The following is a 16,026-nucleotide window of genomic DNA, read 5'->3' as shown; positions in this document are numbered from 1 at the left end:
TACCCGGAAAGCCGAATTTTCGTTGGCTTAGTTTGTACACTAAGTACCATATTTTGTCCTGACTGACCTGCCAGAATTTATTTTTGTAGCGTATCAAGGTGTTGTGCCATTATTCATACATTAATGGGCGGGATGGTACAGGATGGGATTCGACCCTAAGGAAGAGAAATTGGGCGCTGTCGCGGGTGCAAACATCCTTAGATACACAAACTATGAATATCCGTTACCGACTAATTACGCTATCCGTTTTGATGCTGCTGATGGCCTGCACGCGCCAGCCCACGAGCGGGCTGGGCAACACGGAACCAAGCCAATCACTGGCCGGCTCCTTCCAAAACCCACCCGACGAAACCAAGCCCTGGCTCTATTGGTACTGGATCAATAACCACATCTCCGAAGAAGGCATCACCCGCGATCTGGAAGCCATGGCGGACGTAGGCATCGGCGCGGCACTGATCGGCAACATCTATCTCGACCGGGTAAAGGAGGACGGGCCGGTCCCCATGCTCAGCCCGGAATGGAAACGACTCACCCAGCACGCCATCCGCGAAGGAGGCCGGCTTGGCGTAGACATAGGTATGTTCAACAGCCCGGGCTGGAGCCAGTCGGGCGGCCCCTGGAACACCACCGATAATTCAATGCGCTTTCTCGCCTCGCGGGAAACTCAAGTTACCGGTCCGCTTACCTTCAACGAGATCCTTCCCGCCCCGGTAGGAGACTTCGCCGACGTGGCCGTTCTGGCCTTCCCGAGTACGCCAACGGGCGAAGATATTTTGATCGAAGCGACAAATTTCACCAGTAAGGATACTGCTGTACTAAATTTCTCTGCACCAGCGTCCGCGCCAGCCCTTTACACAACGCTCTTACTGAAACCTGAAGGCACTTTCTTCGCAACCGTCGTGCTGCGTGCGGAAATAAAGGGGGAATGGCAAACGCTCCGCACATTCCGTTTCGACCGGAGCAACAACATGGATCAGATCGGTTTCTACGACGATCCACCGCTAACGATTTCGTTCCCGGCTACGGAAGCTCGAAAGTTCCGATTAGAATTTACCAAGATCAAAGCAACCCGCGGCAGCAAAAAGATCGGCCTAAAAACCGCCGCGCTCAGCACTTCCGCCCGCCTCGAGTACGGCCTCGAAAAGCAACTGGCCCTGATGCACCCGACGCCCTTACCGCTGGAAGGCGCTTACCAGTGGCCGGCCCAGGCGGAACCTACTCCGGAACAAGTAGTGCCGGTAGGTCAGGTAATTGACCTCAGCGACAAGCTCGATGAGGATGGTGTGTTGAACTGGGAAGTCCCACCCGGCAACTGGACGATCGTCCGCACCGGCATGCTGTCTACCGGCGTAAAGAACGGCCCCGCCGCGCCGGGTGCCACGGGCCTGGAGGTGGATAAAATGAACCGCGGCGCCCTACCGCAGCACTTCGATGCTTTCATCGGCGACCTCCTGAACTCTATGCCCGCATCGGAACGCGAAGCTTTCAAGTACGTGATCGCGGACAGCTACGAAATGGGTGGCCAGAACTGGACGGATGACCTTGAGGGACCTTTTAAGAAGAATTACGGTTACGACCCCTTGCCTTGGCTACCCGTACTTAGCGGTCACGTAGTTAGTTCCGTCGACGAAAGCAACCGTTTTTTGTGGGACCTTCGCCGGCTGGTCGCCGACCGTGTCGCGTACGAATACGTTGGCGGGTTACGGGACATGTGCGCGGAGAACGGGCTGAAACTATGGTTGGAAAATTACGGCCACTGGGGGTTTCCTTCCGAGTTCTTACTGTACGGTGGGCAGTCGGATTTCGTCGGTGGGGAATTCTGGAACGAGGGAACGCTGGGTAGCATCGAGTGCAAAGCGGCGGCTTCGGCGGCGCATATTTACGGTAAGGAGCAGGTCTCGGCCGAGTCTTTCACCGCTGCCGGTAAGGACTTCGAACGCTACCCGGCCATGCTGAAGAAAAAGGGAGATTGGAGTTTTACCGAAGGCATCAACCACCGGGTTTACCACGTCTACATCCAGCAGCCGTACGAAGACAAACAGCCGGGCGTGAATGCCTGGTTCGGGACGGAATTTAACCGCCACAATACCTGGTTCCCGAAAGCTAAATCGTGGATCGATTACGAACGACGTTGTGGTTACCTGCTCCGTCAGGGAGAATTCGTGGCCGACGTGGCCTACTTCATCGGGGAGGACGTACCGAAAATGACGGGTGTGACCGACCCGCCCGTGCCACCGGGCTATTCTTTTGATTACATCAACGCCGACGTGTTGCACAACCGGACGAGCGTAGTAGACGGTCGCATCACCGTAGCGGACGGGCCGAGTTACCGCATTCTGGTGCTGCCGAAATCCGAAACGATGCGGCCGGAAATGCTTCTCCGTATCGCGGAACTCGTAGCGGAAGGAGCAACGATTGTCGGTGCACCGCCTCGACGGTCTCCCAGCCTGACGGATTTCGGTGTCGCCGACGAAAACGTAACTGAGACTGCGGAAGCTCTGTGGCAGAACGAGCGAGTCGTGAATGATACAAGCTTGCAAAACATTTTATTAAAAATCGGGACCGTGGCCGATCTGGAGCTGCCTCCTAACAGTCCGGTTTTATGGATCCACCGGCGGACATCGGACCAAGAAATATACTTCCTGACCAACCAGAGTGAGGAAACGATCGACTTCGTAGCCGGCTTCCGGGCGAAAGGGTTACGGCCGGAATGGTGGGACCCGATTGATGGCGCTCATCGTCCCTTGCCCGAGTTCCGGGGCACGGCGGAGCACGTTCACGTTCCGCTACGGCTGGGTCCTTTGGAAAGTGGCTTTGTTGTTTTCAGCGAACCGGACGGGGCCGCGCCTACGGGTAAGAATTATCCACAGCCGAAAGTGCTGACGGAGTTAGCTGGTTCATGGTCCGTTCAGTTTCGGAATGATTACCTGGGTATGGACAAAACTATTGAGCTGGAGAATCTGATGGATTGGTCAGGTCATGCGGACGAAGATATTCGCTACTTCTCCGGTTCGGCTACTTACCGGAAGACGTTTGCTGCTCCGAAAGTGCCCGCAGGCCAGGAGGTTTGGTTGGAACTGGGGGACGTGGCGGTCGTTGCCAACGTCACGGTGAATGGGCGGTACGTAGGTGGGCTGTGGACCGCGCCGTGGCGAATTGAGGTTTCGGATTATTTAATTAAGGGTAATAACGAAATAGCGATCGAGGTGACCAACCTCTGGGTGAACCAACTGATCGAAGATGCCGAGCTTCCCGAGGGGGAGCAGCGACTGTGGACGCTTACGGGGGTTCGGCCGAAGCGTAAGGAATTGCAGCCTTCGGGGTTGTTGGGACCGGTGCGGTTGGTTACGAATGAGTGATGCGGAATGATGGGTTTTTGTAAGTGGACAAGCAAATATTATTGAAGTAACATTCTAAAGCCCTCTCCCCGGCCCCTCTCCAGAAGAGGAGAGGGGAGACGTGATTGACGTTGGAGCGTGAGTAGTGTCGTATTGAATTCTTTCAATGACTTAGTTTCAACGAATATGTAAGCACGCTCTGTGTCTTCTGTGCGCTGTGTGGTAAAAACAAAAGGTGCTAGAATTAAGAATAATCATATTATGAAAGCATACCAGTTTATACTTCCCCTGATCCTCACCATGCTCTTCACCACGTGCAACGCACCAGCTAGTCCCGCACTAAGTAGGGACGGCCGCGTGCCAGAGACCGTGGAGCGCAAACCTAACATCATTATGTTCCTGGTGGACGACATGGGTTGGATGGACACGAGCGTCAACGGCAGCGAATACTACGAAACCCCGAATATGGAGCGGCTGGCGAAGCTGGGGATGAATTTTACCCGCGCCTACGCCGCCAACCCGTTGTGCTCACCGACCCGCGCCAGCATCCTGAGTGGCAAGCACCCCGGTCGCTTCGGGATGACGACCCCGGCCGGTCACCTGCCGCCCAATCCGGAGGAGGACCTGACCCGCACGGAAGGCGCGCCGTGGCAAAAAATGGTGCAGCAGGGCATCCGCACGTTCTTCCCGCTGAAAGAATTTACGATCGCCGAAGCCCTGAAAACTAACGGCTACGTCACCGCACACATGGGTAAGTGGCACCTTGGCCAAAAAGGCTACTGGCCCGAGCAGCAGGGTTTTGACGTCAACGTTGGCGGAATGATGCACCCCGGTCCACCCAGTTTCTTCTCCCCTTACAAGATAGCTAACCTCCCCGACGGGGAACCGAAAGAATACATTACCGACCGCATCACGTACGAAGCGATGGACTTTATGGAAGCGCACAAGGACGAGCCTTTCTACCTGAATTTTTGGCAATTTGGCGTTCACGCGCCCTTCCAGGCTCCGCAGGATTTAATCGATAAGTACGCCGCCAAAACCGATCCGCGCGGGAAGCAAAACGCATCGATCATGGGTGGTATGATGGAAAAGGTGGATCAGAGCCTAGGGATGCTGCTGGATAAACTGGAGGAATTGGAATTGATGGATAATACCCTGATTGTATTCTTCAGCGACAACGGCGGTAATATGTACAATACGATCGACGGAGAATTCCCGACAAACAATTACCCGCTGCGCCACGGCAAGGGGAATATTCACGACGGGGGCATTCGGGTGCCGGCCATCGTTGTCTGGCCCGGGAAGATCGCGCCCGGCACGTCGTCCGACGAGTTAATTCAAAGTATTGATTTTTACCCCACGTTTTTGGAGGCTTCGAGAACGGTGGCTAACCCGGACCAAGCACTGGACGGGCTCAGCTTGCTCCCGGTACTGCGGGACGCAAAATCACTGAAACGGGACGCTATCTTCAGCCACTTTCCCCACTACGTCATCGCACCGGACAACCTGCCCTCCACGGCGGCGTGGTCCGGCGACTTCAAGTGCATCAAAGAGTACGGCGAAGGCACTGACCGGGGAGACGTCTACCGGCTTTACAACCTCGCCGAAGACCTGACGGAAACAAACGACGTGGCGGACCGTCACCCGGAAGTAGTTGCGCGGCTGGGGGCACTGATCGACGCGCACGTGGCGGAGATCGGCGGGCAGTTACCGGTGATTAACCCTAAGTACGATCCGGCGGCGAAGAGTCCGATGGGTAAGACGAAGGCGTTTCCCATGGATCGGTACCCTAGTTACTGAGTATGAAAGTAATTAAGGGGGTGGAAGGAGGGGAACACATGAGACACAAAAAAAGAAAGAAGAAAAGCACTGAAAACGCTTGGGTGCTTTTCTAGTTTTTTGTTGCTGTTTTGCGCTTTTTGTTCCTTCTGTGCTTTTGTGTTCAAATTTTGCGTCGCGACCGACAGGTCGTACCGATTTAGCCAGTACTCGGATAGCAACCTTTAATCCACCGCCCCGTTCCGCCCCCAAAGACCGCCATGAAAACTAAGATTTGCGCCACTTGCCAGGAAGAACACACAACCTTGTTCCGGGTGCAGATTCAGAAAGGGAAGGTTTGGATCTTTGTCTGTAAGCGGTGTTGTGAGGTGCACCGGGAGGGTGCTTTTTATCGATACGGAGGGACTTGGAAAGGATACCGGCACTAGGATAGCGGGGGGAAAGCCGAATAAATTTTCGCACTACAAATTTGACATAATTAACAATGCTGGCTCTCTGTTGAGTAACGCTATTCCTGCCGGATTCTCATTACCCAGCTTCTACCTATCCACGCACAACTGAACACCCCATGAAACTAGCCGCCATCGACATAGGCTCCAACGCCATCCGCCTCCAAATCGCCCAGGTGTACGACGAAGACGAGGAGTTCATCAGCTTCAAAAGCCTGGAGTATCTCCGTTTCCCCCTCCGCCTCGGTCAGGACGTTTTCAACGAGGGGAAACTCAGCCAGGCAACGATTGCTAAGTTTGGTAAGCTGATGCAGACGTTTCACTTACTGACCCAGCTCTACGACGTCAAGGCCAGCTTCGCCGTCGCCACCTCCGCCATGCGCGAGGCGGAGAACGGGGAGGACGTGCGCAACCTGATTCACGCGATGACCGGCGTCGACATTCAGATCATCTCGGGGGCGGACGAAGCCAGCATCCTCAACAAAGCCATCATTCCGTACTTAAGCGACCGGCCCTCCGTACACATCGACGTGGGCGGCGGTAGCACGGAGGTGAATTTATACCGGGGGAAGGAGCTCGTCAACGGCCGCTCGTTCAAAATCGGAACTGTCCGTAAGCTGAACGCCGAGCAGCGTGCCGGGGTCTTTAAGGAAATGGACCACTGGATTAAGGAAGGCGATTTCGGGAAGATGAAAAACGTTATCGGGATCGGAACCGGCGGCAACATCAACCGCTTGTACAAACTGTCCAGCCGGTCCGGCAAGGGTGCAATGTCCGTAGTCGAACTCAGAGCGTTGCGCGCCTACATCAAAGCGTTTACCCTCAAACAGCGTCACACCATCCTGAAACTGAACTCCGACCGGGCCGACGTCATTATCCCCGCCGCGGAAATCTACATTCACGTGCTGGAGCGGGTGGGGGCGGACGCCATCCTCGTGCCGCGCGTCGGGCTGAAGGATGGAATCGTTTACGAACTGTACGAGCGGACGTCCAAGCGCCACATTAACCAGTTGGAATATTTGTCAAACTTCTGATGGGGTGCAAGTAACGGCGCTACGTAGAACGCCGCTCGGTAGGTTCATCAAGCGCACTAATGGGGTACTTGTTCTTAGCGCTCGGTGCTGGCGAGCAGTGAAAAGGTGAATTCGTGGGTGCCCGGGCCAATTGCTTGTTCCCGCCGGTCCGTATCAGTGCTAAGTAGCAGAACCGTAGCGGTAGTGCCTTTGGGAATACTGACGGTTAGGTGCACTTCATCCCCGTCGATCTCCCAGGCGGACTCGATTAAACCACGGGTGGACAAGTAAGTCGCCACAAGCTCCCGCAGCGAGCCGTCGCCAAAATCGGGTTGAATTAGAATAGTTGCGAAACCCGGTTCCGCCGGACGAATCCCCGCCATTTCACTGAACAGAAACTGGCCCACCGCGCCAAAGGCGTAGTGATTAAAAGAATTCATCTTGGCGTTCCTGGCACCACCGAACCCCTCCTCGTGCGTGTAGCTATTCCAGCGTTCCCAGATGGTCGTAGCACCGTTGGCGATCTGAAAACCCCAGCCGGGGTAGCGCTCGTCGAGCAGCATCGCGTAGGCCAGGTCACCCCGACCGATCTTGGAAAGGGCCGGTAAGAGTTGTCGGATACCCAGGATGCCGGAGGTGGGTTTGCGGTCGGCAGCCTCCACCAGATCGACCAGGTGGCCCGCCGCCAGCGCCGCTAAGCTATCCGGTAAAATATCGAAGTAGATCGCCGAGGCGTAACCGGATTGGGTGTGGCCGGTGAAGCCTTTTTCGCCTTCGAAGTACCCCTTTCCGTCGCCGTATTTCGCTTCATCGATTAGGAAGCGACCGTCCGGCGCAACGTAGTGGCTTATAAAAGCAGCCTTGGACTTATCAAATAAGGCTCGGTAGCGGGATGCCTGGGTTGTTTTGTTTAGAGCAGAGCTCATTTCGGCCATGATATGAAAGGAATGCGCTAGGTAAATGGAGGCCAGGATGTCGTGCGCCAGGTGCTTATCCGTCAACGCCAGCCAATCACCGAAACCGCCTTTGGGGCCAATCTCTGTCCAGGAGTTCTCGGGGTAGAAATAGCCGAAGGGTTCGCTCTTGGCGATGACGAAATCCATGAATCCGGTCATCGATTCGTAGTGCTCGGCAATCAGGGAAGTATCTCCGGAAAACTGCCAGGCGTTGTAGGGTACCATCAGGCCGGCTTCCATCCAGCCGGGAGAATACCAGACGAGGTCGGGGTAAGGGCGGGGCGCGAAGTTGGCGTAGGCGCCGGAGTCGTACTGCGCATCACGTAAATCGGCGAACCACTTGCGGTAGAAGTCATTCAGGTCGGCGTTGTAGAGGGCGGAGCGGGAGAAGATCTGTGCGTCGCCGAGCCAGCCGAGGCGTTCGTCGCGCTGGGGACTGTCGGTCGGGACTTCGAGGAAATTGGAGCGCTGGGTCCAGACGATGTTCTCGTAGAGCCGGTTGAGGAGGGTGTCGGAGCTACTGAAAGTACTCGTCATGGGCGTCGAGGCACTGACGGCGACGCCGGTTAGTAGTTCCGGACCGGGCTTTTGTCGTAAGCCACTAACTTCTACGTACTGGAAACCGTGGTACGTGAAACGGGGCTCCCACACTTCCTCGCCATCCCCATTTAAAACATAAGTATCCGTCGCCCGGGCAAAACGTAGGTTCTCGGTCATTAGACTACCGTCCGTATTCAGCATTTCGCCGTGGCGGAGGCGGATGGTGTCACCTGCAGGGCCGCTTACGCTTAGCCGGACGTGGCCGGCGAAGTTTTGCCCCATATCGAAGAGGTAAGCACCACTTTCAGGCTCGGTAATCTTTACCGGTACTAGCTCGTCGTAGGTATTTATTTGATTTCCCGGATAAAGTTCGAGGCGCTGTGTCCACTGCGCTCCGTCCTGACCTTGCACCAGCGGCCGCGACTCGAAAGCTAGTCCCGTACTCTGTCGGGACGCCCAATTAATTGCATTAAAATTAGGTGCATCCCAGCCCGGGTTTTCCAACCGCGCGTCATAGAATTCCCCCATCAATAAATCAGCGTACCGCAGCGGTCCGGTACTAGCCCGCCAGCTGCTGTCGGATACTATGCTGACGGTCTCACCCTCAGGCTGCAGCAAATCCAACTGCACGATCAACGCCGTAGTATCGCCGTAGAGACCGCGATTTTCGGGATTCGACAAGGACTTGGGACCGACGTAACCCGCGTACCAACCGTCCGCCAAGGTGCAGCCGATGACGTTTTTACCCGCTCGCAGTAAGTCCGTCACGTCGTAAGCATGGTAATAAATGCGCTTATTATAGTCAGACCAACCGGGTAAGAAAAGGTCACCCGTAACGGCTTCCCCGTTAATCCGGGGCTCCACCAAGCCTAGCGCGGAAACGTACACAATCGCCCGTTCCGGCATTGCTTCGAGCTCAAAACTTTTGCGGAAATATGCGGCGGGCGGGAGAACGAGCGTGTCTACCAAGTCCGTATCCGTCGTCGGAAAAGACAACCATTCCGCCCGCCAATCACGTTGATCAGGAATAGGTAGCACCTCAATCGGCGTTTCCTCCGCGCAGCCAAGAAACGGAAGTAGGAACAACAAGACTGGATACCGCATGATGATTTTATTCTATAACCTCGAATGAATAAGTACCGGAGCCAATTTTTTCCGTTCTTTCGGGCAAGTGAACGGTCGCCGTAGTGTTGACGGGGATAGTGACATCAACGGTGACCGTATTTCCCGTTCGTTTCCACGAAGAAGCAATGGGGCCGTTGATGGAATTATAACTTCCGCTCATCTCGTCAATCTCCTTACTAATGGCCGGTTGAATCGTAATTTCCCGAAAGCCCGCTCCGTCCGTCTCGATACCCAAACCGTACCGATACATCCACTCCGCGACCGACCCGAAAGCGTAGTGGCTAAAGGAATTCATCGCGGCGTTGATCTTCTCGTTGCTGCCGGCATCCTTCGTGTAGCTATTCCACCGTTCCCAGATGGAGGTGCTGCCGTTGGCGACGGAAAAACCCCAACTCGGATAGTCCGTCTGCTGAAAAACACGGTACGCAAGATCGTGGTGGCCGAACTGCGATAAGACCAGCATGACGTGCTTCGTACCGAGGAAACCGGTGGAGAATTTGTCGCCGTTTTCGGTAATCGACTGCGCCAGCTGTTTGGCTCCCTCGGCTGCGAGATCGGCCGGATAAAGATCGAAATACAGCGCAAGTGCGTAAGCCGTCTGCGTACCTTCCGTGGTACTTCCGTCAGGTAGAATATATTTTTTACTGAAGGCTGTTTTAATGTTTTGAAACACATCACGATAATGATTCGCCCGTTCGGGTTTACCCAAAGCATCGGCCATTTTCGCCATTAACGTCGCATCGTAAGCGTAGTAAGCCGAAGCGATAAAATCATTACTCGTCGCAGCGCCGGTCGTCAACCAATCGCCCCAGTTTTTTCCGGCTCCGGGGCGGAGGTAATCCGTACTGGCGTCCGCCTGAAAATCCATAAATTTCTCCATTCCGTCCCACGCTTTTTCCAGCGCCCGCGTATCTCCGTAAACCTGGTGAATGGTGTAGGGGACGATCACGCCGGCGTCCATCCAGGCGGGCGAGTAGGAACCCGGGCGGCTGAAGGGGAAGGGCGCGAAATTGGGATAGGCACCGAACCACAATTGGCTGTCGTCGAGATCAATTAGCCACTTAGTGAAAAACGCCGCCACGTCCGCCGTGTAGGTGGCCGAGCGGACGAAGGCCTGCGCGTCGCCCGTCCAGCCGAGTCGCTCGTCGCGTTGGGGGCAGTCGGTGGGGACTTCGAAGAAATTGGCTGCCTGGGTGGTTTTGATGTTTTCGAAGAGCTGGTTGTTCATGGGGTTCGAACTGGTAAATTGGCCCGCATCCATTTCTATCGAGCTGAGTACCAATCCGGTAACGGCGTCCAAACCCGGGGCGGTCGGCAGGCCCGTCAGCTCCACGAATTGGAATCCGTGGTAGGTGAAGCGTGGTCGCCACACCTCGGTGCCGCCGCCCTTAGCGACGTACGTATCGGTCGCGCGGGCTTTGCGCAGGTTGCCGGTCATCATGCCGCCGTCCTCGTCGCGCAGCAGTTCGGCGTAGCGGATTTTGATCTCGGTGCCGGCCGGTACGTCGACTTTCAGTTCGATGATGCCGGCGAAGTTTTTGCCCAGGTCGTAGATATAAGTGCCCGGTTCCGGCTCAGTCATTTTCAGGGCGGGGAGGCTTTCGCGCACGCTGACGTACTCGCCGGGGTAGGCTTGCAGGCGGCCTTTAGCGAAGACGTAGGGGCGGGGTTTTTGCCAGCCGGTCGTGTCGGCGCCGGGGCTATCCCAGCCGTCCATTTCCAGGCGGGCGTCGTAGGTTTCGCCCATCAGGATGTCGGCTTCGAGGATGGGGCCGGTGTTGGCTTGCCAGGTTTCGTTGGAGGCGATTGTGTCGGTCGTTCCGTCCGTGTATTCGACGTGGATCTGGCCCATGAAGGCGGGGTTGACGCCGTAGAATTCCCGGACTTTATCCTGGCGGGTGAGCAGCGCGTAGCCTACGTAGCCGGCGTACCAGCCGTCGGCCAGGGTGACGCCGACGGTGTTGTCGCCGGCTTCTAAATAGGGTTTCACGTCGAAGGTTTGGTAGTAAAGTCGCTTGTCGTAATCCGTCCAGCCGGGGAGGAATAGTTCGTCGCCCACCTTCTCGCCGTTGATGCTCAGTTCGTATAGCCCGTGGGCGGTGGTGTAGGCCGTGGCGCGTTTGATGTCTTTTCCGGCCACCTCGAAATCTTTGCGCAAATAGCGGGCGGGCGGGAGGTATAATTCTTTGTATTTATCGGTGGTATCGTAGCCGACGTCGTGGCCGATAAATTCGCCTTTCCAGTCGGAGAAATGGAGGAGGCCGGTGCGAAACGTGCCGCCGTTTACGGTGGAGGCGCGGTCGTTTTCGTCGTAACTGGTGACGCCCCAGGTGTATTGTCGGTTGGATTGCAAGGTCGTCCCTTCGTACGCGATCTGATTCGTGGCGCGGGAGGTGATCTTGCCCGTGTTCCAGGTTTCTCCGCCGTCATCGTGTACGGTAATTCTGTAGGCGGATTGTTGGCGGTCCTGCCCTTCGCCGGTTAGTTCCCAACTGAAGCGGGGCTTGTCCACATCGACGGAAACGTTGCCGCTTTGGTACTCTACGCGGGGGTTGGTGACTTTTAGTGCCGTTTGGGCGTCCCGACTAAGTACGGGACTAACTTTCGCGTCGCGGACGCTGGTGCAGAGGAGTGACAGGAAGAGCAGAGTGAAGAACAGCCGGGTGGTCGTCATGTATAAAGTTGGTTTTGCAAGATCGAAACGGCAAGTAAAATAGGGTAGGGCGGTGGCTTTGGGCATCCTGCTCTTTCGGGGTGCGGGGGGGTGTTCGTACAAAATGGCGGGGTAGAGCGTAACGGAGCCGGTAGGTACAGGACGGGTGAAGTAGTCTGGGTCAATAACTTTAGAGTAGTTGATTACTAAACACAAACCATTCATGCAAACAAAATTTACCTTCCTCAGCCTGCTTTTACTGGCCATCCTCGGCACCGGCGTCCGCGCCCAAAGTTTCGACCTGGCCTTCGATACGAACGGCGCGCGGCGAATGACCATCACCGAGCCGACCCCCGGCACCTACGCCATTGCCGTTACCGGTAACGATGCTTTCGTACCTACGGCGGCCTTCTCGCCCGGCTCTTACGACCCCGACAACGTTTACGTCATCAGCTTCGAATACGATGCGCCGGCCGGGCTCGACTTCCTCGAGATCTTCTACGGGCCCGTTAACTCCGCCCGCCGGGTGACTTTTGCCGACCTGCCCGCCACCACCGGCTTCCAGACGTTTAAAGCATTCATGAAATTCGACGTCGATAATTGGGACAGTCCTTTCCAAAGCTTTCGCTTCGACTTTAGCCGGACGGGCCGCCCCAGCCTGAGCATCCGCAACCTGCAACTGCGCGCGCCGACGGCTACGGAAGTGATACCCCTTAACCTCGACCCCGCTCAGACCAACCCCAACGCGACTACGGTTACCCCGGACGGCAACGGTGGCTTCGACATCGTTACCTCCGGTGCCGACCCCTGGGTGGCCACCCAACCCTTTACGGATGCTTACGATCCGGCGACAACCTACGTCCTGCAGTATGACTACTTTGGTGACGCCCTGGACGATTTTCGCGTCTTTTTCGGCGAGCCCTGGACCCCGACGCGTATGGCCGAATTCGGACCGCTACCCGCGGCAGCCACCGCAACCCGCTTTACCGGGTTCATGCAGGAAGGCGACGTGGATTGGCTCGCCGACCCCGTTACTAAACTGCGCCTGGATTTCGGTCGCCAGCCGGGTAAGACGATCAACGTAAATGAGTTGTACTTACGCGAGCCCACGTTTTCCGAGGCCGCCGACGTGGAGCCGCCGGTGGTGCTGGAGACGGTCCCCCTGGAGTTCAACGTCGGAGCCACCAGTAGCGGATTAATTGCCACCGAGACCGGGCCCCGCGAATACGAATTTAACACCAGCGGTAACGACCCCTGGATTCGGACGAAATCGGTGACGGAGCTTTATAACATTGATTCCACCTACATCATCGAGTTCGAATACCAGGCGGCCGAGGGGTATAATCTGCTGGAAATTTTCTTCGGCCCACCCATCAACGGTACTCAACTCCTCAACGCGGGCGAACTTCCCGCCGCGACGGGGTGGACGACCTTTACCGTTAACCCCCGCTTGTTCCTGGATAATTTTCAGGACGATAAACGGACGGAATTTCGCTTCGATTTCGGTAAGAACGAGAATGTCGCTAAAACCATCTTGATCCGCAACCCCGTTCTGCGCAAGCCCACCGCTCAGGAAAAAATCGACGAGCGGAACAGCGACAAGTTCCTGAGCCAGGTCATTAACCAGCAGTTCAACCAGTACCGGACGACTACCTACGCGGATCGGGTAAGCGACGTGAAAATCGACGAGACCGAAGTGACCATCACCGGCACGCTAACCGGTGCCGGCCCGTACTTTTTGGCCGAAGTCGACCCCGAAGACTACGGCTTCAACCTGGACACCTACGAAAATCTGACCCCCATTACTGCGGTCGGCGGCGAATTTACCGTCACTCAAACCCGTTTCGCCCCCCTGGCCGACCGGGATAAGGACCGACTCTACGCCCGCTGGGTCGTGGTGACTGACGACGGAGACGGCACGTACACCAAAACCTCCCCGCTGAGTTGGGCGACCGACATCGTTGCCATTGCGGCGAATAACCTAGCGGAGGAGAAAGCGGAGACCGTCAAGGGCCTCGACGGCCTTTCGCCCTACGCCCTCGCCAACAACTTCGGTGACCTGACGGACCTCGGCGTCAAGAGCATGAAGATCAACTTGTTGCTCAACGGCGTTTTCGCGCTCAACGCAAACGCTAATACGACGACCTACCAGTTTAACGGCAAGAGCTACAACATCAATCAGAACTTCGTCGATAACCTCGACAGCCGCATCGTGGCGTGTACGAATGCTGGCATTAAGACTTCCTTCGTGCTGTTGATTCCCGTCCGATTTAACAACCCCGTCATCGACAGCATCTTCCGCCACCCGGACGCGAGCCTGGGGCTGTACAGTATGGCCAACGTGGCCACCCCCGCCGGCGTGGAGCACTACACCATGCTGGTCGATTTTCTGGCGAAGCGGTATTCGCGCCCGGACGGGCTGTACGGACGAATGGATCAGTGGATTATCCACAACGAAGTCGACGCCCACACTTCCTGGACGCACGCCGGCCAGAAACCAGCCCCACTCTACACGCAGATCTACGACCGGTCGATGCGCATGGTCCACTTTACGGCGCGTAAGTACAACCCGACGGCCAAAGTATTTAGCTCCTTTACCAAGCACTTCGCCAGCAAAGTCGGCGGCGAGAACGGACCCAACTTCCGCTCCAAAGAAATCCTGACCGTCCTCGGTGGCCTCATGAAACTGGAAAGTGACTACGAATGGGGCATCGGCTGGCATTCTTACCCGACTAACCTGTTCAATCCCAAGGTCTGGGAAGATAGCCCCGCCACAACGCCGCTCAACTTCAACGCCGCCCAGATCACGCCCCGGAATCTGGAGGTGATCGACGCCTACGTGCGCCAGGAAAGTGTGCTGTACAACGGTAAGAAGGTGCGGACAATCCTGCTGAGTGAAAACGGCTTCAGTTCCAATGCGGACCGGAACGCCAACGCGAACGAAACCACCCAGGCGGCCGCGCTGGCTTACTTCTGGAAGAAGACCTACCGGCGGTTACCGGCCATCGAGAACATTCAACTCCACCGCTGGGTGGATAACCCGAACGAAGCGGGCCTGGAGTTCGGTCTGTGGACGAACGTGCCGGGGACGGTCGAGGAGTTTAATACGAAAAAAGAAGGCTGGTTCGTCTGGGAAGCCGCCGGCACGAACCAGGAGGATGCCGTTCTTGATCCCTACCGGTCGACCATTGGTATCAGCGACTGGTCGGAGATTCAGTTCGCCTTCGCGAGTGAAACGACGCCGTGGCCGGTGACGATGTCGATTGCGTGTGACGACCCCACCACCGAAACGGTAGTGAGCTTTAACGGGGAAAAGAAAATGCCGCAGCCCGATGGCACCCTCGAATTCTACAACGTGGCCTCGGACGTGGACCAGCCCTACGAAGTCTACCGGGACGGTGCACTGGTGGCCTCCGACGTACTAATGGTCACCGAACCAACGACCGTTAACGTAAATCTCTGTACCCTACCGGTGGAATGGTTATCCTTCACGGCACGGGCGAAGAACGGTAAGCAAGCGGTACTGAATTGGGAAACGACGGTGGAGACGGAAAACGCCGGTTTCCGGGTCGAACGGTCCGGGAACGCCCGGTCGTGGGAGCTACTGGCCGACGTACCGGCCCTGCCGGCGAGCACGCAACAACGCTACGAATTGGTGGACGAAGCACCGCTAGGCGCATCCAACTACTACCGGATCACGCAGCGCGATTTTGACGGCACCGAATCCACTTCTCCGGTACGCCGCGTCCAATTTAGCGGAGCTGGTGCTGAATTATCCATCTCGCCAAATCCGAGTAACGGCATACTTAAGGTTCAACCGCCCGCCGGGGAGGTCGTGCGCGAGTTGGAACTCGTTGACGCTACCGGGCGGGTAAGCCTGATCGGGAAGCCCGATGCAGCGGGGAACATCAATCTCGGGGGTTACGCCACGGGCGTGTACGTGCTCCGCATGATTGCCGAGACGGGCGCGGTCTTCGCGACGAAGGTGGTACTGCGGTAGATTGAATGCATCGGTTGCGAACGTAATGCAGGACACCCACTGACGTAAGTCGGTGGGTGTCCTCGTACTTAGGGGATATCCACTGGGGGTAAAATATCTCTTGGCTCCCGCCGTCTTCTACACGGCACCAGCGACCGCGCCCAGAACTTTGGCACCCAGCGTATAAACATCAT

At 56.5% G+C, this 16,026-nt stretch carries 6 protein-coding genes; 4 read left to right on the top strand and 2 right to left on the bottom strand.

Annotation, left to right across the window (positions count from 1 at the left end; genetic code table 11):
* The first annotated feature begins 212 nt into the window (after nucleotides 1-212).
* The 3 genes from GGR27_RS18725 (at nucleotide 213) to GGR27_RS18715 (ending at nucleotide 6,600) form a co-directional block, all read left to right on the top strand.
* Nucleotides 213-3,359 carry a glycosyl hydrolase gene (locus tag GGR27_RS18725; protein WP_168040212.1) on the top strand — a complete coding sequence of 1,049 codons (3,147 nt, stop codon included), beginning with the start codon at nucleotides 213-215 and terminating at the stop codon, nucleotides 3,357-3,359.
* Between the two features lie 240 nt (nucleotides 3,360-3,599).
* Complete coding sequence (locus GGR27_RS18720) at nucleotides 3,600-5,138, top strand: sulfatase (RefSeq protein WP_168040210.1); 1,539 nt, start codon at nucleotides 3,600-3,602, stop codon at nucleotides 5,136-5,138.
* Nucleotides 5,139-5,685: 547 nt separating this feature from the next.
* A complete protein-coding gene (locus GGR27_RS18715; protein WP_168040208.1) occupies nucleotides 5,686-6,600 on the top strand; it encodes a Ppx/GppA phosphatase family protein in 915 nt (304 codons plus the stop codon).
* A gap of 74 nt (nucleotides 6,601-6,674) precedes the next feature.
* Here the strand turns inward: GGR27_RS18715 and GGR27_RS18710 are convergent, their stop codons facing one another.
* Together GGR27_RS18710 and GGR27_RS18705 are read right to left on the bottom strand one after the other, a co-directional pair.
* A complete protein-coding gene (locus GGR27_RS18710; RefSeq protein ID WP_168040206.1) occupies nucleotides 6,675-9,179 on the bottom strand; it encodes an alpha-L-rhamnosidase in 2,505 nt (834 codons plus the stop codon).
* A 7-nt stretch (nucleotides 9,180-9,186) separates the two neighbouring features.
* Nucleotides 9,187-11,874, bottom strand: a complete 2,688-nt coding sequence (locus tag GGR27_RS18705; protein WP_168040204.1) for a glycoside hydrolase family 78 protein — start codon at nucleotides 11,872-11,874, stop codon at nucleotides 9,187-9,189.
* A 202-nt stretch (nucleotides 11,875-12,076) separates the two neighbouring features.
* Between GGR27_RS18705 and GGR27_RS18700 the strand changes: the two genes are divergently transcribed.
* Nucleotides 12,077-15,853 (top strand): DUF5722 domain-containing protein, encoded by a 3,777-nt coding sequence (locus tag GGR27_RS18700; protein WP_168040202.1) that lies wholly within the window; start codon nucleotides 12,077-12,079, stop codon nucleotides 15,851-15,853.
* Nucleotides 15,854-16,026 lie beyond the last annotated feature (173 nt).

Origin of the sequence: Neolewinella antarctica (genome assembly GCF_011927835.1) — a bacterium.
Lineage (GTDB): Bacteria > Bacteroidota > Bacteroidia > Chitinophagales > Saprospiraceae > Neolewinella > Neolewinella antarctica.
Note: the sequence above shows the minus strand (reverse complement) of the source record. Positions and strands in the feature narration are given on the sequence as shown.